Annotated in this window: 20 protein-coding genes and 1 pseudogene; 13 read left to right on the top strand and 8 right to left on the bottom strand. The window is 60.4% G+C overall.

Annotation, left to right across the window (positions count from 1 at the left end; all coding sequences use genetic code 11):
* The first annotated feature begins 123 nt into the window (after positions 1-123).
* Both BSG08_RS05450 and BSG08_RS05445 read left to right on the top strand, forming a co-directional pair.
* The gene (locus BSG08_RS05450) at positions 124-1,542 is read left to right on the top strand and encodes a glycosyltransferase family 2 protein (protein WP_093033220.1); all 1,419 of its coding nucleotides are present in this window, start codon (positions 124-126) and stop codon (positions 1,540-1,542) included.
* A gap of 2 nt (positions 1,543-1,544) precedes the next feature.
* Positions 1,545-2,525, top strand: coding sequence for a glycosyltransferase family 2 protein (locus BSG08_RS05445; RefSeq protein ID WP_093033217.1), 981 nt, complete (start codon positions 1,545-1,547; stop codon positions 2,523-2,525).
* Positions 2,526-2,539: 14 nt separating this feature from the next.
* Here the strand turns inward: BSG08_RS05445 and BSG08_RS05440 are convergent, their stop codons facing one another.
* The 4 genes from BSG08_RS05440 to BSG08_RS05425 form a co-directional block, all read right to left on the bottom strand.
* The gene (locus BSG08_RS05440) at positions 2,540-2,794 is read right to left on the bottom strand and encodes a hypothetical protein (RefSeq protein WP_093033214.1); all 255 of its coding nucleotides are present in this window, start codon (positions 2,792-2,794) and stop codon (positions 2,540-2,542) included.
* A 115-nt stretch (positions 2,795-2,909) separates the two neighbouring features.
* Complete coding sequence (locus BSG08_RS05435) at positions 2,910-4,802, bottom strand: AAA family ATPase (protein WP_175544698.1); 1,893 nt, start codon at positions 4,800-4,802, stop codon at positions 2,910-2,912.
* 25 nt (positions 4,803-4,827) lie between these two features.
* Positions 4,828-5,766: a glycosyltransferase family 2 protein gene (locus BSG08_RS05430; protein WP_093033208.1), complete on the bottom strand. Its 939-nt coding sequence runs from the start codon at positions 5,764-5,766 to the stop codon at positions 4,828-4,830.
* Positions 5,763-6,797, bottom strand: a complete 1,035-nt coding sequence (locus BSG08_RS05425) for a glycosyltransferase family 2 protein (RefSeq protein ID WP_245770596.1) — start codon at positions 6,795-6,797, stop codon at positions 5,763-5,765. The genes BSG08_RS05430 and BSG08_RS05425 overlap by 4 nt, the downstream gene beginning before the upstream one ends.
* 447 nt (positions 6,798-7,244) lie before the next feature.
* On the opposite strand from BSG08_RS05425, the gene BSG08_RS05420 reads away from it, so the two are divergent.
* Complete coding sequence (locus tag BSG08_RS05420) at positions 7,245-7,415, top strand: DUF1328 domain-containing protein (RefSeq protein ID WP_093033202.1); 171 nt, start codon at positions 7,245-7,247, stop codon at positions 7,413-7,415.
* Between the two features lie 86 nt (positions 7,416-7,501).
* Here the strand turns inward: BSG08_RS05420 and BSG08_RS05415 are convergent, their stop codons facing one another.
* Complete coding sequence (locus BSG08_RS05415; RefSeq protein WP_093033198.1) at positions 7,502-8,326, bottom strand: response regulator; 825 nt, start codon at positions 8,324-8,326, stop codon at positions 7,502-7,504.
* A gap of 111 nt (positions 8,327-8,437) precedes the next feature.
* Here BSG08_RS05415 and BSG08_RS05410 point away from each other — a divergent pair, with 111 nt between their 5' ends.
* From BSG08_RS05410 to BSG08_RS19640, 6 genes and pseudogenes are all read left to right on the top strand, one after another.
* Positions 8,438-8,611 carry a NepR family anti-sigma factor gene (locus BSG08_RS05410; RefSeq protein ID WP_093033195.1) on the top strand — a complete coding sequence of 58 codons (174 nt, stop codon included), beginning with the start codon at positions 8,438-8,440 and terminating at the stop codon, positions 8,609-8,611.
* Complete coding sequence (locus BSG08_RS05405; RefSeq protein ID WP_281248257.1) at positions 8,608-9,174, top strand: RNA polymerase sigma factor; 567 nt, start codon at positions 8,608-8,610, stop codon at positions 9,172-9,174. The genes BSG08_RS05410 and BSG08_RS05405 overlap by 4 nt, the downstream gene beginning before the upstream one ends.
* A complete protein-coding gene (locus BSG08_RS05400; RefSeq protein WP_093033192.1) occupies positions 9,171-10,925 on the top strand; it encodes a sensor histidine kinase in 1,755 nt (584 codons plus the stop codon). The genes BSG08_RS05405 and BSG08_RS05400 overlap by 4 nt, the downstream gene beginning before the upstream one ends.
* 74 nt (positions 10,926-10,999) lie before the next feature.
* On the top strand, positions 11,000-11,140 hold the full coding sequence (locus BSG08_RS05395) for an entericidin A/B family lipoprotein (protein WP_093033189.1): 141 nt from the start codon (positions 11,000-11,002) through the stop codon (positions 11,138-11,140).
* Positions 11,141-11,444: 304 nt separating this feature from the next.
* Entirely contained in the window at positions 11,445-11,972 is a 528-nt protein-coding gene (locus tag BSG08_RS05390; protein WP_093033186.1) for a hypothetical protein, read from the top strand.
* Between the two features lie 362 nt (positions 11,973-12,334).
* Positions 12,335-12,487: pseudogene (locus BSG08_RS19640) on the top strand (alpha/beta fold hydrolase); the annotation flags it as partial.
* A 169-nt stretch (positions 12,488-12,656) separates the two neighbouring features.
* Here the strand turns inward: BSG08_RS19640 and BSG08_RS05380 are convergent.
* Positions 12,657-13,547 (bottom strand): LysR family transcriptional regulator, encoded by an 891-nt coding sequence (locus tag BSG08_RS05380; protein ID WP_093033183.1) that lies wholly within the window; start codon positions 13,545-13,547, stop codon positions 12,657-12,659.
* Between the two features lie 110 nt (positions 13,548-13,657).
* Between BSG08_RS05380 and BSG08_RS05375 the strand changes: the two genes are divergently transcribed.
* The 4 genes from BSG08_RS05375 (at position 13,658) to BSG08_RS05360 (ending at position 18,602) form a co-directional block, all read left to right on the top strand.
* Positions 13,658-14,656 (top strand): TRAP transporter substrate-binding protein, encoded by a 999-nt coding sequence (locus BSG08_RS05375; RefSeq protein ID WP_245770595.1) that lies wholly within the window; start codon positions 13,658-13,660, stop codon positions 14,654-14,656.
* A gap of 67 nt (positions 14,657-14,723) precedes the next feature.
* On the top strand, positions 14,724-15,206 hold the full coding sequence (locus BSG08_RS05370) for a TRAP transporter small permease (RefSeq protein WP_093033178.1): 483 nt from the start codon (positions 14,724-14,726) through the stop codon (positions 15,204-15,206).
* A complete protein-coding gene (locus BSG08_RS05365) occupies positions 15,203-16,498 on the top strand; it encodes a TRAP transporter large permease (RefSeq protein ID WP_093033175.1) in 1,296 nt (431 codons plus the stop codon). Before BSG08_RS05370 ends, BSG08_RS05365 begins: the two co-directional genes overlap by 4 nt.
* A 4-nt stretch (positions 16,499-16,502) precedes the next feature.
* Positions 16,503-18,602: a N,N-dimethylformamidase beta subunit family domain-containing protein gene (locus BSG08_RS05360; protein ID WP_093033172.1), complete on the top strand. Its 2,100-nt coding sequence runs from the start codon at positions 16,503-16,505 to the stop codon at positions 18,600-18,602.
* Positions 18,603-18,662: 60 nt separating this feature from the next.
* On the opposite strand, the gene BSG08_RS05355 is transcribed toward BSG08_RS05360, so the two are convergent.
* Together BSG08_RS05355 and BSG08_RS05350 are read right to left on the bottom strand one after the other, a co-directional pair.
* Positions 18,663-20,141, bottom strand: coding sequence for an aldehyde dehydrogenase (locus tag BSG08_RS05355; protein ID WP_093033169.1), 1,479 nt, complete (start codon positions 20,139-20,141; stop codon positions 18,663-18,665).
* 8 nt (positions 20,142-20,149) lie between these two features.
* Complete coding sequence (locus BSG08_RS05350) at positions 20,150-21,184, bottom strand: LLM class flavin-dependent oxidoreductase (protein ID WP_093033166.1); 1,035 nt, start codon at positions 21,182-21,184, stop codon at positions 20,150-20,152.
* Positions 21,185-21,186 lie beyond the last annotated feature (2 nt).

Below are 21,186 nucleotides of genomic sequence, written 5' to 3'. Positions count from 1 at the left end.
GAATGCTGTGCCACCGGCGGAAATTCGTTTACGCTGCAGCGCATCGCTATAACATCCTGCCAGACGGGTATCGTCCCCGGACGCGGGTGGGTCGATGACCAGTAGAAAGGACGTTCATTCCCCATGGAAAAGCGGGATCAGACGATCGGGGCACGATGCGCACACGACAAGGCTGCGAAACGCCCGATCGTTTCGGTCATCATGGCGAACTTCAACGGGGCGGCACATCTTGAGAGTGCTGTACATTCCGTGCTGGCCCAGTCTCTGGAGAATCTCGAACTGCTGTTCGCCGACGATGCCTCGACCGACGCCAGTGTGAGACTGATGACCGAGATCATCGCGCAGGATCGGCGCGTAAAATTGCTCCGCTCGGATGTCAATGCCGGTCCGGCGGCAGCCCGGAACCGGGCGCTGGACATGGCGAGAGGCACCTGGATTGCGATTGTCGATTCGGATGATCTGTTGCATCCCGAACGCTTCGAGCGGTTGACCGGCACCGCGCATGCCCTTGAGGCAGATGCGATCGCCGATGATTTGATCCGCTTTCACGACGGCACGTCCGATAGCGACCCCGGTACGCTCTTGGGCGACACGCGCCAATGGGAACCCCTGCGTATCACCCCGGCAATGATGCTCGGCAAGGGAGCTGCCGGGCCGCTCGGCTATCTCAAGCCGATGTTCCGTAGCGAACGTATTGGTGCCCTTCGGTATCGCGAGGACATCCGTATTGGCGAGGATCACGAGTTCTATATGCGTTTCCTGCTACGCGGCGGAAAGATGTACCTGACACCGCAATCCTACTACCTCTATCGACAACACCCGGCGTCGATTTCGCACCGGCTGAAACCAGCGGATCTCAATTCTATGATCCGGGCGCAAGATGACCTGACGCCGCTCATGACGGGACCGGAGCGAGCCATCGCGTCGCGTCGGCGAATCGAAATGGAGCAGGCAAGGCGGCTCGAAGCCTGCGTTGCCGACATCAGGGCCTGGCGGATTCTGCCGACGCTCGGGCGGCTCGTCCGCCATCCGAAGACCGCGCTTGCGTTTGCCCAGCTGGTTTGTCGGCGTCTGGCGTCCCGCAGACGGCGCAAGAACCCCCGACCAGAAGTGGCCAGCGAACTCCTGCTCGCACCACCGGACGGATACCTGCCGAACCACGCCGGTTTGGGTCACATGTCGCGACATATCGCAATTCCCCACTGTGCCGATGCATGGACCGGAGCCGACTGGGCGAAGGTGACAGCGGTCACTCAGCATCCCGCGACGCAGGTCATCGCCGTTGGTGCCGTCGGGCTCTTTGCGCTCGGATATGTTTCCGCGCCGCGCCGCGCACTGCTCGGTCAGACCGCAAGCGACTGGCCAGCAGGAGCACAACGACTTCTCGCGAACGGCTACGCTGTCATTTCCCCCGGTGCCAATTTCGACCACCCCGATGCCAGGACCGCCGCACGGCGTATCGTGTCTCTGGTGCCTGCCCCGGCGTCCCCACCGGCGCGCCCATCGCCCCTTCGCCCCGCCGTCAAGACAAAGGCTTGCTGATCATGTCTCATTCCCGATCGCTTGTGCATGTGCGCACCCCGACCTATCGTCGACCCGACGCGCTCCGCCGCTGTCTGGGCAGTCTCGTTGCACAGTCCCATGACAACTGGGTTTGCGACGTCTACGACGACGATCCCGAGGGATCCGCCCGGGCTGTCGTTGCCGCATTCCGGGACGACCGCATCACATTCAACCACAACCGACCGCAGCGATTTGCGTCGCGCAACATCGACAAATGCTTCTCACGGGACAATCCGCGCGAGGCGGATTACTTCTGCGTGGTGGAGGATGACAACTTCATTATGCCGCGTTTCATGGAAGACAACATCGCGCTCTGCCGTCGGGAGAATGTCCGGATCGTCCTGTGTAACCAGATCGTTGAGCACGACAGCGGCACCCCGAATGCGCGTTTGAGCGAAACCGGACTTCTCGATGACAAGCTGAAGGCCGGACGCTACGAGCCGGATGTTTTCCGGCTGAGCCTGATCGCCGATATCGGCGTCTCCAACGGCGGCCTTTTCTGGTCGCGTGAGGCCGTTTCGGACCTCGAAATCAATGTGCCTTGCAGTGCCACGCTGCAGGAATACATGCGCACCTTCGTGATCGCCGAACCGATCCATGTGGCGCTCGAACCGCTGGCGGTCTGGGCGGAGAACGGCGAGGCGACCCAGCGCGACAACGGATTGAAGGGGGGGTATTTCGTCCGCGAACTGGCGCTGAAGCGCTCCGTAGGTATCCTGCAGCGGCGCGCCTGGAAGGGTGCGCGCAGCGAAGACCGCGACAACTTCCTCACCCATCCCGCGTTTCGCTATTCGCGGGAATCGCGTGCCCGTGGCCTCGTGAAATCGCATATCAGGCTTGGTGCTGGCGCGACCCTCCGGTGGAAGGAAGCACTACGGCTTGCGGTGCGCGGCGGTCTGATCCGGCTGATCGGCCGACCGGAACCTGGGCTGCGGCGATTTCTCGACGCACAGGCGAAGTGATCTCGGGGACGAGATCAGTGCGGGGAATCGTTTGCACCCTGTACCGACTGGGACGAGGGGCACCGCTTTTTCTGCGCGCGGCTGGTGTCGCTCCGCGCGGAAGCGTTCGGCAGATAGGCGAAAACCATCAGCATGACGAAATATCCCACCTGAAGCACGACTGCGGTCACAACAACACGCAGCGCCACCGTCGCAAACCCCGCGCCATCTGCAAGCGACCAGGCACCTACGGCAATCATCGCCACCAGGAGAAATGCGGCAAACACCATAATACGCATTCCGGGAACCCCCACCACTTGCTGTAATGAATGCCAGCATAACGGATAATCGAGGTGCAGGCTACCGAAGTGCCGACATGCACGCAAGTGCGCCGCCCAGGCGGGTCTATCCGTATCTCTCTTCCAGATAGGTCTCCCAGCCGCCCGGCCTCGCGAACTTGTACAGCCGACGCATCTCCACCTTGTTCAGAACAATACCCAGCACTTTCTGCGCAACGTCGGGTTCCATTCTCAGATAGTCTCGGACGAGATTTCGCGGTGTCTTGCCCCAGGCACACTGAAGGATGATGTGGTCAAGCCGCGCCAGCATGATCTTGGTGTCAGCAATTGTTCCCAAAGGCGGCAGGTCGAGCACCACGAAATCGTACCGCTGTCGCAGGGACTCGATGAGCGCCGTCATCGTGTGCCGCAGCAGAGCGTCGCCGGACCTTCGGGTGTTGTGGTCGGGAACGCAGGGCAGAAAGTCGAGTCCCGACACCGATAAAGTTTTCAGCGCCTCGTCGAGCGTCGCGGTTCCGTCGAGAATGCGCATCAGATCGGCACCATGGTTGCACTGAAGCATCTGACTCAGCGAGGATCGGTGGAGATCGAGATCGACCAGCAGTGTTCGGGCACCCGATCGGGCGACGAGGTTTGCATAGTTGGCGGCGAGGGTTGTCTTGCCCTCACCTGCGAGCGTCGAGGACACGCCGATCACCTGTGCGCTGCCGCCGGTTGCCGCCAGCGTGACAGTGCTCTGCACATTCCGCAGGGTATCGGCCAGAAGAGAATCGGAGTCGAGCAACGACATGAAGAGGCTGAGAGCCGACGACTGCACCACACTGTCGGTATCGGTGTCGCCGCTGCTTGTCCCGCCTTTGCTTGCACCACGTGCTGAATGTCTGGACAGCGCGGCGGTGTCGAAAATCGGCATGTAACCGAGGAACGGCTTGCCGGTATCGACCCATACGTCCTCGCCCACACGAAAGCCACGCTCGCGGATCTCGCGCAGGATGGCGAACACGAACCCCGCCATGAAACCGAGGATCGTCGCGATCGCGGCAGATTGCCATAGCTTCGGAAAGGCCGGCGTTTTCGGCACCGCCGCTTCGCTCAGGATGCGTCCGTTGGTGACAGGATACGACCCCTCGATGGTTACCCTCTCATAGCGCGACGCCAGAGTCTGCTGCAGCGTTTCAAGATTGGCCGCCCGCTGGGCAAGCGCCTTCAACGCTTCCGTGTCAGGGGGAGTTTGGGCGCGCAGAACCTCTGATCGCGCCTTTATGGCTTCGCTTTCACGCTGAAGTTCGTCGATACGGGCCTGCATCCATTCGGCCATGCGCGCCGTCACTTCCATGTTGGCTGTCAGATGATCGGCGAGGTAGGCTTCGGCATAGGTGTTGACGATAGCGGTGGCAAGTTCGGGAACCGGTCCGACATAGCTGATGTCGATCGTGAAGCTCTGTCCGATACGTTCGATGCCCACGTCCCGCTGCAGAATGATGGCCGCACTCTTGATCGCCACCTCCTCCGGATTTCCGGATATGGGCGGCGGTTCCAGGATGTCGGCTCCGATCAACCCGCGCACTACGTCCATTGCCGCAGAGAGAGTGCTGCGCGCCAGCGACTCGGGCGGGTGCAGAAAAACCGGAGTCTCATGCAGGCTGAGACGCCGAGTCACTTCTTCTGCAAGCCGCAGCGAACGAAGCACCTGGATCTCGTTCAGAAGCGAGGTGTCGTTGCGAAAGAAGGGCGTGCTCGGTGTGATCTCACCACCAGACTCGCCCATCCGCACATCCACGAGGACGGTCGCAGAGCTGTAATAGAGCGGCGGCGTGGTAATGTGCTTGACAAGGCCAAGGCCGAGGCCGAGAGCCGTGCAGAGTATCAGCGGCCAGCGCTGCCGTCGGGCAGCCGCCAGAAGGTCACCAAGCGTCGTCCTGTCCTGCCCCGGGGACCGTTTCAAGGCATCCGGCCCGAAATGCGCGTCACGGATATTCATCCCAATGTCATTGAGCATCACGTCATGCCTCTTACGATCGCCTTCAACTTTTCGCCCGATGAGGCTGGCCCGCACCATAGAGTTCCAGTTCACGCATACCGGTCAGCCCCATGAGCACGCCGATATGCAGGGCTCCACGCAGCAAAGCCGCGTTGCGCCGCGTGGTATCGTACCCGCCAAGCACGGCTGCGCCGAAGCAATAGGTGGCTTTGGCCAATGCCGCCGCAAGGTTGCCCAGAAAGCGTCCGGTGCCAATCTTCCGGCGTAGCAGCCGGCCGTGGGTCTGCCCCATCCGTAACCGCCGCCGCAGCAACCAACTGTATGCGAGCCGTTCGGGTGTCACATCCTCAAGCACCAGGGCACGCTCTGAATAGCCGATCCGACCGCCCGCTTCTTGGATCTCGGTGAAGAACAGGCTATCCTCGCCGCCGGTCTTGCCGAGCGCCGGATCAAAGCGACGGCCACGCACCGCTGGCGCCTGCCGGTCGATGATGACATTGCAGGTGTATCCCGCCCGTATTATCCCCCTGACCCAGACCGGGCGCGTGGAGTGGATCGCCAGATTGCGCATCCATGACGGTGCGGTCTCGTCGTAAACGGCATCGACCGGACCCAGCACGACATCGGCGTTCGTGTGTCGCAGTTCTTCGACCAGAGCGCACAGCCAGTCCGGCGAGGCGATCTCATCATCATCAATGAAGGCAAGATATCGCGCCCGGCAATGGTCCAATGCGCCATTGCGCGCGATCGAGATGTTACCTTCGGGGCAATGCACGTGACGCAGCGGCAGTGGAAATGTCTCGGCGATGCTGTCAACCAGAGGCCGTGCGCTAGGGGTGGCATCGTTATCAATGACAAGCACCGACAGGGTAAAGCCATCCGGCGCGCGCAATGCCGCAAGCGTTTCCAGCGTTATGCGTAACTGGGGCCGACGATAGGTGCAGACGCACACTTCGATACAGTCGTTGATAGGAGGGGTCATCGAACGTCTCCCAGAGGCGCTGCTGAAGCGACGGCAAACAGACTTCCGAGAATCTGTCGCCAGAATCCGACCGACCACGCAACGTGCATCAGCATTGCCGAGACACTGGTCAGCGCAAGCCATGCGCGCCGGTGACGAACCGCCAGAATCACACCCGAAGCAATGCAGAACCCCAGCCACAGGGCTGCGGGCACCGCGAAAATCCAGTGAACGCTGGTGAGCGCGGACAAGACAACTGCGGGCAGAACCATCATGACCTTGGTCTGGCGCAACTGCGGCGGGGTGGCATGCTTGAGCATCGTACGCGCGCGCCCGCGGCCATAGTTGAAATACTGCCGCGCCAGGGCACCAAACGAGCGGCGCGGGATGTAGGTGATTACCGGGTCAGCGGCCAGCCAGATGCGATAGCCGTTCCGCCGCAGCCTGAAGTCGAGTTCGGCATCCTCGTTATGTGAGAAGCTGGGATCGTAGCCACCCACTGCCCGAAACGCATCCAACCGGATCAGCGCGTGGTGGCCGTGGTCGACAAACTGCCCTTCAGAGCGCATGCGGTGGCGCGAACCGCCGTTCCCGACCGTCGAGTTCTGCACCATGGCATTGAGGGCCTCGACGCCCCGCTTGCCTTCGGCAATCATGCTGACGGCGACGCTGTCGGCACCGCTGCGGTCCATCTCGGCCAGCAACCGGGCGCAGTAATCGTCCGGATAGCGGCAGTGCGCGTCAACGCGGATCAGGTGGCTTGAGACGCCGCGGTCCTCGGCCACTGCAAGGTTGATCGCTGCACTCTGAATGCGTCGCGGATTATCTAGCCGCGAGATGCGGGAATCGCGTTCGGCGATGGCGGAAACGATCTCCCATGTTCCATCGGTGCTGCCACCATCGACCACCACGACCCTTCCGCCGATCTGGTTTGTCATTCTTGCAAGCTGCGTCAGGAGTGGCGCGATATGTTCTGCCTCGTTCAGGCAGGGCACGACAATCAACGGTAACTGCTTCGCAACCTTCGGGATTTCTGGGATTTCTGTCCTCACAGCATGGCCTCTGTCTGGCATAAGAGATATGGCTTCGGCACCGGCTCGACCCGGTCCGATTGCCTCTCTGGCAGGGTTTGCGCGCATCAACAGTGTTGGCACCTCTGGCGCGCCCGCGCAACCAGCCCACGTGATCCAGCCACGTGACGGCTATAGTCTGCCGGTGGACGGCTGCTTTTTGCCCATAGGCCAGGCAGAGCGGCCGTTTTCGGCTTGCACCGCGTCAAAATGCTGATGCAACGGTGTTGCACGCCTTGTCGGCATATCCGTCAACCCGGGATGGGACCGTTGGCATCGCGATGTCATCGTTTTCCAGACCCGGCACGGAATGCCCGGAACCTTGAGAATGACGGATTTCCGAAAAAATCTGCTTGTCTTCGGAACAAGACCGGGGAGCCGCAGGTTGGAACGGTAACCGCAACCAAGGTTCATTGAAGGGAGAAACCGATGCTTTACTGGGCATTTATGTTCTTGGTCGTCGCGCTGATCGCTGGCGTATTCGGATTTGGTGGCATCGCCTCGGCCTCGGCGGGGATTGCTCAAATCCTGTTTTTCATTTTCCTCATCCTGTTTGTCATAGCGATCATCGCCCGCGCATTGCGAGGCCGCGCGCCCTGACCCGCGGTCACAAGCAGGCCACCAAACGAAACATCTGGATGAACAGGGTCCCACGCTTCGAGCGCGGGGCCCTTATTTCCTTGCCCTCATGCCTGTGACCGGAGCGTTTCGGTGCTTGAAAAGAACATGGCCTGGCTTACGGCCGACTGGACCTGCTCCTCGGTATAGGGTTTGGTGATCAGAAAGGCCGGTTCGGGCCGCGCTCCCGTCAAAAGCCGCTCGGGAAAGGCGGTGATGAACACGATCGGCCGGTCGCCTAGTTCTTTCAGAATATGATTGACTGCATCGATGCCCGACGATCTGTCGGCCAGCTGGATATCGGCCAGGATCATGTCGGGCGGATCACGACGCGCAAGTTTTACGGCTTCGTCACGCGTCCGGGCCATGCTGGTCACGTCATGGCCCATGTCCTCGACGATGGCGCGGATATCCATCGCGATGATCGCCTCATCCTCGATGATCATGATCCGGCCGCGGATCGAGTTCGACATCTCGCTGCGGGCAATCGACAAGAGTGCCGACGCTTCATCAGCCGTGCCGCCGATAATGCTCGCAATCTCTTCAGCCCTGAAACCTTCGATGCTGTGCAGCAAGAGTGCTTCCCGCGTATTCTGGGTCAGCCCCGAAAGCCGCCACTGAGCGCGCGCCTCGGGCGAACCGGTTTGATCCGCTTCTTCCACAGGAGAGCCTGACGACACCCATATCTGATGAAAGACCCGGAACAGAGCCGCCTTGGGCGACAGCTTTGTGTTGAACACCTCCTGATCCGCCAACAACGCCTCAAGCGTTGCCGCCGCGTAGTGATCCCCTGTCTGCTGATTGCCTGTTAGCGCGCGTGCATAGCGCCGCAGATACGGGAGTTCGTCGGCGATCTGCGTTGCGAGATCCGGCTTGTCTGTCGCTTCTGTCATGGCTGTCCTCAAAAAATGCGTCCTGCGGGGAACCAAACGCAACCGGGCGTGTTATGTTCCAGAATGGGTGCAAGAAAGTGCCTTTTCAATGATGGCAGATAAATAGGCGACATGGCAAACAACCGCAGAACGTCCAAGTTGGATCAGCAGATCGACGAGAATCTCCGGCGCGTCTATTCGGATGCGGCCAGAGAGCCGGTACCTGAACGCTTTACCAGACTGCTGGAGCAATTGCGCAGGCAGACGAAGGAAAAACAATCAGATCCGTCCGGGGATGACTCGTGAAAACCGGCATTGACTCAAGGAGCGACCCCCGGGATGAGCTGATCGGGCATCTGCCCGCGATGCGCGCCTTTGCCATGAGCCTGACGCGCAATCCGGCGGCGGCCGATGATCTCGTGCAGGATGCGGTTGTCAAGGCCTGGGGCAACTTTGACAAGTTTCAGCCCGGCACCAACCTGCGCGCCTGGCTGTTCACAATTCTGCGCAACACCTATTATTCGCTTTACAGAAAACGCTGCAGAGAGGTCGAAGACCCGGACGGCAAGATGGCCGGACAAATGTCCGAAAAACCCGCACATGACGGGCGTCTGGCGATGACGGATTTCCGCGCGGCCTTTGCTCAGTTGACCGACGAGCAGCGTGAAGTTCTGATCCTCGTGGGAGCCGAAGGATTTTCCTATGAGGATGCCGCCGAAATGTGCGGATGCGCCGTGGGAACGATCAAGAGCAGGACCAATCGCGCCCGCAAGCGACTGGCAGAACTGATGCATCTTGAAGATGAAGACGCGATGGAAATGACGGATGCCGCCACGATGGCCGTGGTGAACGGGAAACCGGCAGCATGACATCGCGGTTCGCCGTGGTGCGCAGGATTCTGAAACCTAACCTCGCGCTGCGCCTGGGATTGGCTCTGAGCATCGCGATCCTGCCATTGGGCCTGATTTCAGTCTATCAGACCTACAAGGTTCTGGAGGAACGGCAGATCCTGTCCGAAACAGCGCTTCTGGAGCAGACACAACAGGCCGTCGCCGAAAGTCGCGACATGATACGGTCAGCCGTCAGCACAGCCGAGACCCTTGCCATCACTGTGTCCGCCTTCGACGCGACTGAGGAAACCTGTGACGCGGTGATGGCCAGAGTGGTCGAGCAAAGCCCGAACTACACATTCGCCGGTTTCGTGGATGATCAATTGATTCTGGTTTGCGCCTCGAACGGTGGGCGCAGGGATCTCGGCAATCTGGATTCCATTCGATCAGATTTGACAAGCCGCGAAACCAATATCCAGACGCGCCCGCTCGAATTTGCAGGCGGGATTGCGACTGTGAGCGTCGCGGTGCCGGTCTTTGAAGGCGGTCAGTTTCGGGGAACGGTCTGGATCGCCGTACCGATCAGCGTGCTGAACGAAAAGCTGGCAACAACCGCACCCGACGTTGATCTGGTGCTGTTCCAGTCAGAGGGTGAGATCGTCGCCACGGCAGATTTCACAGATGACCGGCGATCGGTTCTACCTGCCTCAAGGGGTCTGAAAGAGTTGGCAGAAAAGGGTCGGCATACGTTCCGGGACAAGAATCGCGATGGCAACACGCGGGATTTCGCCGTGGTTCCAATCGTGAACGATGACGTTCTGGCTCTGGGCAGCTGGGAGCCGCGACACAAGAATGGTGTACTTCCGGGATATGAAGGGGCGTTCGCGCTCTATTTTCCTTTTGTCATGTGGGCCATCGCCATCGGAGTGGCCTATGTGGGGGTGCATCATCTGGTGATCCGGCATGTGCGCCGATTGCGATCCTGGATGCGGCTCTATGCGGCCGGACGCGGCGATCTCGATGGAGCCCGGCTGGACAATGCGCCCGAAGAGCTCGAGGTGGTCGCCGAAGCGTTTCGCGCAATGACAAAGCGCCTGTCCGAACAGGAGCGGCACCTCGAAGAGGACCTTCGGGAAAAGACAGTTCTTCTGCGCGAGGTGCATCACCGCGTGAAAAACAACCTCCAGCTCATATCAAGCATGTTGAACATGCAGATTCGCTCGACCGGCAGCACGGAGGCAAGAGACCTCCTGCGACGGGTTCAGGATCGGGTGATGGCGCTTTCGGCCATTCACCGTTACCTTTACATGGCGCGCAAACTGTCCCTTGTGCGTGCCGACAGGCTGCTTGATGATATCATACAGCAATTGGTGATCGTGGGAACGCTTGACGAGTCAGGCCGTCAGATCAGGGTCACCACAGGGTTCGGCCCGGTCGAGATCAGCCCCGACCAGTCCGTGCCGTTGTCGCTTCTGGCAACCGAGGCGGCAATCAATGCGGTCAAGTATTGCGGCATGACCACCGGAGCAGACGCCTGGATCAATATCGCCTTGAAGGATGTCGACGACGACAGGTTATGCCTGAGTGTGGTGAACTCCCGCATTCCGCAGACTGAAGCCGAAAACGGCGGCAACGCACCCATCGGCGGCTCCGGTCTCGGGTCCAGGCTGATCGAGTTCTTTGTATCACAACTGAACGGAACGCTCGAAATCAACGACTTGCCCGACCGCTATGAACTGCACGTCGTATTTCCGGTTACATGGCCCGCCCCGGATGAGGACGCCGACTGATTGTCTGCAAACCATTGGAACCGGAATGGCGGTTGCTGCGTTTGATTATCACACGACATCAAACGGAGATCGCAATGAGACGTTCACGAATTTCACTTATTTCCTTGCTTGTCATGGGGGCTCTTGCCGCCTGTGAAACGGTAAAGGGCGCCGGTAAGGATATCGAGCGCGCGGGGCAAGTGGTGACAGACACGGCGCAGGATGCTCAAGATTGACAGGGTGACAACAGCCTTGGGATGGCGCGTCCACCGGACCGCGCTTCAGGGCAGACACAACAGCGCATTGTCGCGCCCCCTGCGCTGAACTGATCAGAACCCTGACTATGCCGACGGGATGATCCAGAGCAGGCTGGACCTGCAAGCACTCTCACTCCGTCGCGTCAATTCTCCGTCAGGATGGAACCAAACTGCTCCGGGCACGTTCACCCTGCATATCACCTCGAAGACGGGCGCGGTACAGATCGCTGAGCAGTCACCGCACAGCGCCTTTTCGACGAGGATCAATAAAAGGAGACTGAAAATGAAACTTCTCTGGACCACGGCACTTTTGACTGGCATCGCGCTGGCTGTCGGCGGCCCGCTCGCCGCAATGGAGAAAACCCTGTCCGGCGTCGCGGTCAATGCTGACCTCAGCGCCTACGAGGACAACAATGTCCTCGAATATTGGCCGACACTGGCAGATGACATAACCAAGGCCATCGCATCGCAGGTGACGGTTGACGATACCGCCAAGGCGCCGCAGATCTCCGTAGAGATCAACAAGGTTGCCATCAACGGCAATACGGTTCTGCCGGAATCGGGCGAATTCAATCAGCTTGAGGGCACGGTGACCACTTATACAGGGCCCAACGAAGACACCGCAGCCAACTCGGAGGCAAGCACGCCAGACGACGTGATCGGCAGCTATGTCTTGCGAATGTCTGCCGTCACCGGCGAGACCGACGCCCCGGAAGGCTGGATCATCGTGCCGCCTTCGCAGGACGATTTCTACAACGCCCTCGTCAATGCCTATGCCACGGCAATTGTCGAGCGCATCGAAGAAGAATAACCGACACGACGCGCCGGTCCACCGCCTGGTGGACCGGCGTATCGCTTGATTACCGGGATGGGCAGCCGGTTCGGAATATATCACCGACACGCGCTGTGAGGGTAGGGGCGCGTGCCAGGTGGAACGACATCTGCCGTGGCGCGACCCAATGGATCCACGGTTCGGATGAGGATGCCGGGGCATTGGGCGTCAACCCGATCTTGTCGGGAGCACGAACGAGGATGAGGGGCTGTTCGTCATCCAGCACAAACAATTGTCAGAGCGCATGGTGCAGGCCATCGCCAGAGAACGCAAGACCGCATCCGACACACGGGTCGCGGCAGAGTGAGGAGGAGAGACAATGACAACCGCTACACTTGAGCGCCAGACGGACCGCCGCTGCGATCCCCGGTGCGACGCTCGCGGTGATGGAGGAACTGGGCCACTTCCCGATGAGCGAGCACCCGAAGGGATTCCGCCCGTTCTTCCTCGATGCATTGGGACGGATGCCAGGCGCGCGGCCGGAGGCCGCGTAATAGCCGAAGCAACCTCGAAATCATGCGTCAGCCGTGCGACCATCATGAGCAGCCTGCCCACGTAAGCCGATTGCTCTGCCGTTCCGATCTCGGTCACCGAACGGATCACGCCGATCCAGTTGGTGTCCGCGTCCGGTGCATCCACCTTGCCGTGCGCGGTTTCATCGATTCAACCGATGTCCTGCTGTGCCAGAAAGTCAACGAACTGCTGTGTCGGCAGGCGCAGATTGTCGGACAGCCACACCGCCTCGGTGACCATCACCTCTGAAATGTCGCTGATGGGCAACGGCACCAATCCGCCAGTCGCAAAGTCGTAGATGCTTTCGGTCAGTATGGTGATGCCCATGCCGCAGGACACAAGACCAAGGATGCCCACCGAATTGAACGCTTCCTGCACGATGCGCGGCTGAAAGCCCGCTCGGCGGCAAAGTGGAAAGAGATAGTCGTAAAAGTGTGCCCAGGCCTCCGCCGGGCCGTGGACGAAATCCTCCTCTGCCAGATCCGCGAGTGTAACAGACCTGCGCATGGCCAGATGATGCCCCTCGGGCACGATGCAGATCGGGCGGTCATTCTGCACCACCCGACTCTGAAAACCCGGATGGCGAACCGGACCCGTGATAAACCCGATGTCCAGCTTGTCATCCTGCAACTCCTCGAGCTGCGTTGCGGTAACCCCGTGATGCGGTCGGACGGTGATCCCGGGATGCTTTTGATGAAACTGCTTGAGCAGTTCCGGCAGCGCCCCGGCGATAGCGAAATCGGTATATCCGACGCGCAGCGCTCCGGCCTCTCCGATACTGACGCGGCGGGTGAGATCAATGGTGGCCTCCATACCGTTAAGTACCCGCCGCCCCCCTTCCTGAAAGGCCCGGCCCGCGTCGGTCAGGCGGACAAAGTTCTGCGAGCGCTCGAACAGCAGAACCTTCAACTCCGCTTCGAGATGCTGGATCGTGCGCGTGAGCGCCGGCTGTGAAATATGAAGATGCTCGGAGGCACGGCGAAAATTCAGGTCATCGGCAAGGACCAGAAAATAGCGGATATGGCGCAGGCCGATTTTCATGATACCTATTATGCATCAAAAACTAATCAATTGATATTATACTTGCAGATAATGTGCGGCTACCCTGATTTCACAAAAACAACAAATCCGTAATCCAACAGGGAGCAATCATGTTACATTCATCAATGCGCCTTTTCGCAGGGTCCTTTGCGACCCTTTCGCTCATCGCCGGGGCTGCATCGGCGCAGGATGTCACCATCAACCTGGGCTATGCAGCCGCCGAAACCAGCACCTATGCCGTGCTCGCCGACAAGTTCGAGGAACTGGTCGAGGAATATAGCGGCGGCAGCATCGACGTGAAGGTCCGCTGCTGCGGCCAGCTGATGGGCGAGGACGAGGCATTCAAGGCGATGCAACTGGGCACCGTCGACATGTTCGTCATCACCGGCAACAACATCTCACCGCATTTCCCGCTGATGGACGCATTCGTGCTGCCCTATATCTTCCAGAACAAGGATCACGCCTACCGCGTGCTCGAAGGCGAGGTCGGACGCGATTTCGCGGCACAGCTTCAGGCCGCCACGGGCGTACATCTGCTGACCTACGGCTTTGTGGGGGATCGCGATTTCTACAACTCCAGAAATCCGATCACCTCGGTCGAGGACATGAAGGGGTTGAAGGTCCGGGTGCCCAAGAACCAGGTGATGATCGACACCTATACGGAATTTGGTGCGGCTCCCATTCCTCTGCCCTGGGCGGATACGCCCACTGCGCTGCAAACTGGAACAGTCGAGGGGGCCGACAATGGCACCTCCTTCATCCAGTCGCAGAAATTCTATGAAATCATGCCCTATTTCACGGCGCTTGAACATTTCACCTATTTCTCGCCACTGTTTGCCAGCGATCGCGTGATGAACAAGCTGAGCGACGCGCAGCGCGATGCCGTCATGCGGGCCGCCGCAGAGGCGGGCGTGTACCACCGCGAGGAGATGGAAAAGCAGATCGACGACATCCGCGCTTTCCTGACCGGCGAGGGCGGCATGCAAACGGCCGAATTCGATCGCTCCGGGTTCATCGAGGCAGGCCTGCGGGTGCAGGACCGTTATGCCGCCGACAAGGGTGAGGACTTCATCGCTCTGGTCGAAGCAATCCGCGCAGAAGCGGAATAACATCTGAAACGGCGCATGGGGGCATTGCCCCCGCGCCCCTTGGCACCTTCCGGGCGGAGGCAGGGTTATGCTGTCCAGAATCGACAGATATTTCGAAGAGGTGATCTGCACCTTCTGCCTCGTGGTGGTGGTCGGTTCTGTCCTCCTGCAGGTCATCCTGCGCTACTTCTTTTCCACTGCGGCGGCCTGGGCCGAAGAGACCGCAGTCTACGGCATGATCTTTGCGGTCTATCTGGGGGCAACGATGGCGGTGCGCGAACGGGCGCACATCCGCATTACCCTGTTACTCAGCCGCCTGCCGCGTGCCCTGCAGGTCGGCGCGGTGATTCTGGCGGATGTTCTCTGGGCCGGGTTCGTCATCTTCATGATCGTGCAGACCACGATCTACACGCAACTGCTGTTCAACGTCACCTACATGACCCCCGGTCTGGGCATAGAGCAGCGGTGGGTTCAGATGATCATTCCCATGGCCTTTACCCTGATGCTGTTTCGCATACTGCAGGTCTATTGGCGTTGGGGCCGTGACGGCTGGAAGGATCTGCCGCTATGAACGGCCCCCTTGTCATGGCCGCCGCCTTTGTCCTTGCAATGGCAATCGGCGTGCCAATTCCCTTTGCCGCCGGTCTGGCTACGGTCGCCGGGTTGCTGATCGCCGATATTCCACTGACACTGATGGCGCAGGCGGCCTGGACGGCGTTCGAACCATTCCCGCTGGTGACGATCCCGCTGTTCATTCTGGCGGGACAGTTGATGGAACAGGGCGGCATGTCCGAAAAGCTGGTAGCCATCGCGCAACGCCTTGTCGGCACCTACAAGGGCGGGATGGGGCTTGTGACCGTGGTCGCCTGCATGTTCTTTGCCGCGCTGTCGGGTTCTGGCCCGGCTACGACAGCCGCCATCGGCTCCATCACTATCCCCGCCATGCAGCGAGAGGGCTACCGCTCGCGCTTTGCTGGGGCAATCGCGGCCTCGGCCGGGGCGTTGGGTAGCATGATCCCGCCCTCGAACCTCCTGATTATCTTTGCGCTGGTTACCGATGTCTCGATCCCGCGCCTGTTTCTGGCAGGTATCGTGCCCGGTATCCTTCTGGGGTTGATGCTGATGGTCGTGGTTTTCGTGATCTCGTGGAAGAATAATTATGGCGGTACCGGCGAGCGGTTTCACTGGGGTCCGCTGCTCTGGGCCATGTGGGACGGAAAATGGGCAATCTTTGCACCCATCCTGATCCTGGGCGGCATCTACGCAGGCATCTTCACCCCATCCGAGGCGGCAGCGGTCGCAGTGGCCTACGGCCTGTTTGTGGGTTTGTTCATCTACAAAGGGCTGACTTGGGCGAAATTACTGCAGGCGTTCAAGTTTACCGCCATTGTCATCGGCTCGGTGCTGTTCATCCTCGGATCAACCAAGGCGTTCGGTCAACTGGTGACGATCTTCGACATTCCCAGCGGGATTCTCGACCTGTTCCAGGGGCTGGTGGCCTATCCCTGGCTCATCATGCTCTTGATCGGGGTGTTCTACATCGTTGTCGGCATGTGGCTCGAAAGCATCCCGCAGATCATCATCTTTACCGCCGTATTCTTTCCGCTGGTGACAAACCTTGGCATCGACCCGGTGGTGTTCGGCATCTTCACCGTGATGACCTGCGAGATCGGCTTTCTGACGCCACCCATCGGCGTGAACCTGTTTGTTGCCGCGCGGATCAGCAAGATCACCATCGAGGATATTTCGGTCGGGGTTCTGCCCCTGCTCATCCCTTACATACTGATGCTTCTGCTTCTCGTCTTCTTCTCCGGCTGGGTGACCTGGCTGCCCGATCTCGTTTATGGTCCGCAACTGAGGTAGCCGAATGAAAGAGCCCCCCCTGACCGGCTATACCGACCGCCTGTCGGCGCGACCGGGTGAGACAATCGCCTTCAAGGTGTCGTCGACGCTTGGCGGCAGTTTCCGCGCCCGGCTGACACGGTCGATCTGCGCCGACCCGAACCCGACGGGCACGGGCATCGCCGAAGAAGACGCAAGCGCATGGTTCGCCCCGCGCGACCTGCCTGCCCGGCATCAGCCGTTCCATCCCGGCTCTTATGGGATCACGCACGAACCTCTCACGCTGGCCGCAAAAGAAGCGATCACGCTGAGCGCGACCATCCTGCCCACGCATCTCAATGGCCGTGATCAGGCGGTTTTGTCCTGCGGGCCGTTAACTCTGGGCCTGAACGCAGATGGCTGTCTTTTCGTGGCGGTCGCTGATGCAAGATTGACGATGGACAAACCGCTACCGATGCATCGCTGGACGCACATCGAAGCCGGTCTGAAAGACGACCGGGTAACCCTAGCCCAGACGACACTTGGGCACCATAGCCGCCAAACACATGACGCAGCGGGTAAGTTGCCGCGCGTCGACATCACCGCCTCCGTCAGCCTTGCGGCACGTCTGACCGGAAACGCAGTGACGGATTTCTTCAACGGCAAGATAGAGGCCCCGGCCATCACCGGAACGAACGGCGCACTTGCTGCATGGGATCTCTCGGCCTCCATCCCGCTTTGCCATGTGCCTGCTCTGACAGGACCGGCTCTGCACCTCGTCAATTTTCCCACCCGCGCCATGACCGGCTCGCTCTGGGACGCCTCCGAGATGTGCTGGCGGCACAAGCCCGCGCATTATGGCGCCATCCATTTTCATGAGGACGATATCTATGATTTCGGCTGGCAAACGGATTTTACCCTGACCGTACCCGCAGATATGCCCTCCGGCGTCTATGTCATGCATATCGAAGCGGATGACGGCAGCGATGAAATGCCGTTTTACATCTGTCCTCCCAAGGGCCTGCGGCGCGCGGATCTCTGCGTGCTGATCCCGACCTTTACCTATGTGGTCTACGGCAACCACGCCCGCCCCGATTACGATCCCTCGTGGCAGGGGCGCATGCAGGATTGGGGGGCATATCCCCATAACCCTGCGGAATATCCAGATTACGGCCTTTCCACCTATAACACCCACTCCGACGGGTCGGGTATCTGTCACGCTTCCCATCGCAGACCGCTATTCAATTTTCGACCCGGCTTTCTGACCTTCGGAGCGACCACCTGTTCCGGGTTGCGGCATTTCCCGGCCGACAGCCATCTGATCAGTTGGCTGCACGCCAAGGACATCGGTTATGATATCATCACCGATCACGAGTTGCATGCCGAAGGCGCGGGCGTGCTGGCGGGCTACAAGGCGGTCACCACCACGACCCACCCCGAATATCACACCGCCGAAACTCTGGACGCGCTGCGCGACTATCGGGATGCTGGCGGCAATCTGCTCTACCTTGGGGGCAACGGATTCTACTGGCGCATCGCACGCCATGCCGAGAACGACAGCCTGCTCGAAATTCGCCGCGCCGAGGATGGCATCCGCGCCTGGGCGGCAGAGCCGGGTGAATATTACAACGCCTTCGACGGCACCTATGGCGGCCTCTGGAGGCGCAGCGGACGGGCCCCGCAGGCCCTTGTCGGGATAGGCTTTGCCGCGCAAGGCGAATTCCACGGCGCACCCTATCAGCGCGTCTGCCACGATCCGGCATTCGACTGGCTGTTCGAGGGTGTCGCCGAGGATCTCTTTGGCAATTACGGGTTCAGCGGCAACGGCGCGGCGGGATTCGAACTGGATCACGTCGATCAGCGCATCGGCTCGCCACAGAACCATGTGCTGCTGGCACGTTCGGCCGGCGACAACAAGGATTTCATGCTGGTTCCCGAGGAACAGCTGACACACCTGACAAACCTGACAGGCGTCCCCGAGGAAGAGGCGAAACACGCGGACATGATCTGTTTCGACCTGCCGGGGGGCGGATCGGTGTTTGCGGTGGGTTCCATCACCTTTTGCGGCAGCCTGCCATGGAACGGCTTTGACAATGACATCTCGCGCCTGCTGGAGAATTACCTGTGCCGGAAACTGGGTGCATGAGGGGTGCCTGCCACTTTCGGCCTCTGCTGCTTGATGTCAGAACCATGACAGCCCCTCCGGTTACCGCATGACAAAGGGGTTGGCCATCGGTTTGTCCGACATGTTGATCCATGTGGTTCGGGTCCGCGTGTAATCCTGCACCGCGTCCAGCCCCGCCTCGCGCCCGTAGCCCGAGGCATTGAAACCGCCAAACGGCGCAATGGGCGAGATCGCCCGATATGTGTTCACCCAGCAGATTCCCGCCCTCATACGGTTCGACACGCGATGTGCGCGGGCAAGATCGCTGGTAAACACACCCGATCCCAGCCCGTATTCCGTCGAATTGGCCAATGCGATCGCCTCTTCCTCGGTATCGAAGGGCAGCAGCGACATCACCGGGCCGAACATCTCGGTCGAAAGCGTCGCGATTTCGGGCGTCGGGCAGTCGACCAGCGTGGGCATCATGAAGTTGCCTGCTCGGTTTATCGCCTTGCCGCCAAAGCGGATCCTGGCCCCTTGCTGCTCGGCACGCGCAAGGGTTTGCCTGATCCTCTCGATCTGCGCGGCGGTGCAAAGCGGTCCCAGATGACTGGCAGGATCAAGCGGATCACCCACGATGATACCTTTTGACTTTTCCTCTATCCGCCCGATGATCTCGTCGAACACCGGACGCTGCACCAGCCCGCGCGACCCCGCGACACAGCTTTGCCCGGAAGCGCCAAAGTTGCCAGCAATCAGCCCGTTGGCCGCCCCATCCAGATCGGCGTCTTCGAAGACGAGGATCGGGGACTTCCCGCCAAGCTCAAGCGTGGTGACCGCGAAATTCTCGGCCGAGTTGCGGATCACGTGCCGCGCTGTTTCGGGGCCTCCGGTAAAGGCGATGCGATCCACGTCCGGGTGCCGGGTCAGCGGGATGGCGCAGTTCGCGGCATCCCCGGTGATGATCGACACGACACCGGGAGGAAAACCAGCCTCTTCGATCAGCCGTGCAAATTCAAGCATCGGTGCCGGGGCAATCTCCGACGCCTTGAGCACGACGGCGCACCCTGCGGCCAACGCCGGGCCCAGTTTGGTCGCGGTCAGGAACATCTGCGCATTCCACGGCACCACGGCGGCGACCGCGCCGATCGGTTCACGCCTGGTAAAGACGTGCATGTCAGGCTTGTCGATGGGCAGCACTGCCCCCTCGATCTTGTCGGCCAGACCGGCATAGTAACGATAGTAATCGGCCACATAGGCGGTCTGGCTGACGGTTTCGGTCAGCAGTTTGCCACTGTCGGTGGTCTCGATCCGCCCGAGATGCTGCGCATTCTCCTCCACCAGATCGGCAAGCCGGTAGAGCAGCCTGCCCCGCTGCGTCTGGGTCAGATCCCGCCATTCCGGCGCCTCCAGCGCACGCCGGGCGGCGGCGACTGCCCGGTCCACATCTTCTGCGGCGGCACAGGCAAACGTCGCCCAGACCTCGCCCGTTGCGGGGTTTTCGGACGACATCACCTGACCCTGCGCACCTTCGCAACGCGCGCCGTCTATGTAGAGTTGATAATGCGGTGTTCCGGTCATTGGCATCCTCATGCAAAAGCAGGCATCACGTCGTCGATGAACCGCGCCAGCGAGGCGCGCTTGCGTTCCGTCGTCATACCCGTGTCGATCCAGAAGGCGAATTCGTCATACCCCATATCCTCGTAACGCCTGATGCGGTCGATGACCTCCCGGCTGGTTCCGATGGTCAGATCGCGCATCAGGTTTTCCGGGGCCATCATGCTGTTGGCGGCAATCTCTTCCTTGCTCAGAGGGGCGATCTGGCCGTTGCACACCGGGCGCTTGTTCTGGAACCATGCCCCGAAATAGCAATAGTAGCGAGAAATCTCCTTTGCCGCCTGTGCCACGTCATTGGCATCCGCGCCGACATAGGCATGATGCAGCAGCATGATCTTGGGTTTTCGGCCCGGATGCAGGTCGACCGCCGCGTCGAAACGCTGTTTCAGCGATTTGATCTCGTCGATCCCCTGCCAGAGCGGCGTCACCTGGATGTTGAACCCGTTGGCAACCCCGAATTCATGGCTGTTGGGATCACGCGCCGCGATCCAGATTGGCGGACCACCGGCCTGTACCGCCTTGGGCACCGCTGTCGAGGCCGGAAAGCTGTAGAACGTGCCCTCATGCGCACAGTCCCCACCCCAGAGTCGCGGCAGCAAGGGCGCGGATTCGCGCATTCTCTGCCCCGCCTCCCAGGCATCCATCCCGGGCATCATCCGCTCGTATTCATAGGAATATGCCCCGCGCGCGATGCCCAGTTCAAGCCGCCCGCCGGTGATCAGATCGGTCATCGCCGCCTCTCCGGCCAGACGGATGGGATGCCAGAACGGCGCGATCACCGTGCCTGTCCCAAGCCGGACATTCCGGGTGTGATGCGCCAGATCGACGATCGAGATGAACGGATTCGGAGCGATGGTGAATTCCATCCCGTGATGCTCGCCGGTCCATATGGCGCGCATCCCGCCCTCGTCCGCCATCCTGCACAGGTCGATGAAATCCGAATGCAACGTTTCATGGGGCTGATCCGGTGTCAGGCGTTCCATATGGGCGAACAGTGAAAAATCCATCT

The sequence above is a fragment of the Roseovarius azorensis genome (genome assembly GCF_900109455.1).
Lineage (GTDB): Bacteria > Pseudomonadota > Alphaproteobacteria > Rhodobacterales > Rhodobacteraceae > Roseovarius > Roseovarius azorensis.
The sequence above is the reverse complement of the archived record's forward strand: the minus strand, read 5'-3'. Positions and strand labels throughout refer to the sequence as shown.

Bases quoted from the DNA above. Each gene is read 5' to 3' on its own strand.
- BSG08_RS05450 (WP_093033220.1), top strand. From the start codon at position 124: ATGGAAAAGCGGGATCAGACGATCGGGGCACGATGCGCACACGACAAG.
- BSG08_RS05445 (WP_093033217.1), top strand. From the start codon at position 1,545: ATGTCTCATTCCCGATCGCTTGTGCATGTGCGCACCCCGACCTATCGT.
- BSG08_RS05440 (WP_093033214.1), bottom strand. From the start codon at position 2,794: ATGGTGTTTGCCGCATTTCTCCTGGTGGCGATGATTGCCGTAGGTGCC.
- BSG08_RS05435 (WP_175544698.1), bottom strand. From the start codon at position 4,802: ATGCTCAATGACATTGGGATGAATATCCGTGACGCGCATTTCGGGCCG.
- BSG08_RS05430 (WP_093033208.1), bottom strand. From the start codon at position 5,766: ATGACCCCTCCTATCAACGACTGTATCGAAGTGTGCGTCTGCACCTAT.
- BSG08_RS05420 (WP_093033202.1), top strand. From the start codon at position 7,245: ATGCTTTACTGGGCATTTATGTTCTTGGTCGTCGCGCTGATCGCTGGC.
- BSG08_RS05415 (WP_093033198.1), bottom strand. From the start codon at position 8,326: ATGACAGAAGCGACAGACAAGCCGGATCTCGCAACGCAGATCGCCGAC.
- BSG08_RS05410 (WP_093033195.1), top strand. From the start codon at position 8,438: ATGGCAAACAACCGCAGAACGTCCAAGTTGGATCAGCAGATCGACGAG.
- BSG08_RS05400 (WP_093033192.1), top strand. From the start codon at position 9,171: ATGACATCGCGGTTCGCCGTGGTGCGCAGGATTCTGAAACCTAACCTC.
- BSG08_RS05395 (WP_093033189.1), top strand. From the start codon at position 11,000: ATGAGACGTTCACGAATTTCACTTATTTCCTTGCTTGTCATGGGGGCT.
- BSG08_RS05390 (WP_093033186.1), top strand. From the start codon at position 11,445: ATGAAACTTCTCTGGACCACGGCACTTTTGACTGGCATCGCGCTGGCT.
- BSG08_RS05380 (WP_093033183.1), bottom strand. From the start codon at position 13,547: ATGAAAATCGGCCTGCGCCATATCCGCTATTTTCTGGTCCTTGCCGAT.
- BSG08_RS05375 (WP_245770595.1), top strand. From the start codon at position 13,658: ATGTTACATTCATCAATGCGCCTTTTCGCAGGGTCCTTTGCGACCCTT.
- BSG08_RS05370 (WP_093033178.1), top strand. From the start codon at position 14,724: ATGCTGTCCAGAATCGACAGATATTTCGAAGAGGTGATCTGCACCTTC.
- BSG08_RS05365 (WP_093033175.1), top strand. From the start codon at position 15,203: ATGAACGGCCCCCTTGTCATGGCCGCCGCCTTTGTCCTTGCAATGGCA.
- BSG08_RS05360 (WP_093033172.1), top strand. From the start codon at position 16,503: ATGAAAGAGCCCCCCCTGACCGGCTATACCGACCGCCTGTCGGCGCGA.
- BSG08_RS05355 (WP_093033169.1), bottom strand. From the start codon at position 20,141: ATGACCGGAACACCGCATTATCAACTCTACATAGACGGCGCGCGTTGC.
- BSG08_RS05350 (WP_093033166.1), bottom strand. From the start codon at position 21,184: ATGGATTTTTCACTGTTCGCCCATATGGAACGCCTGACACCGGATCAG.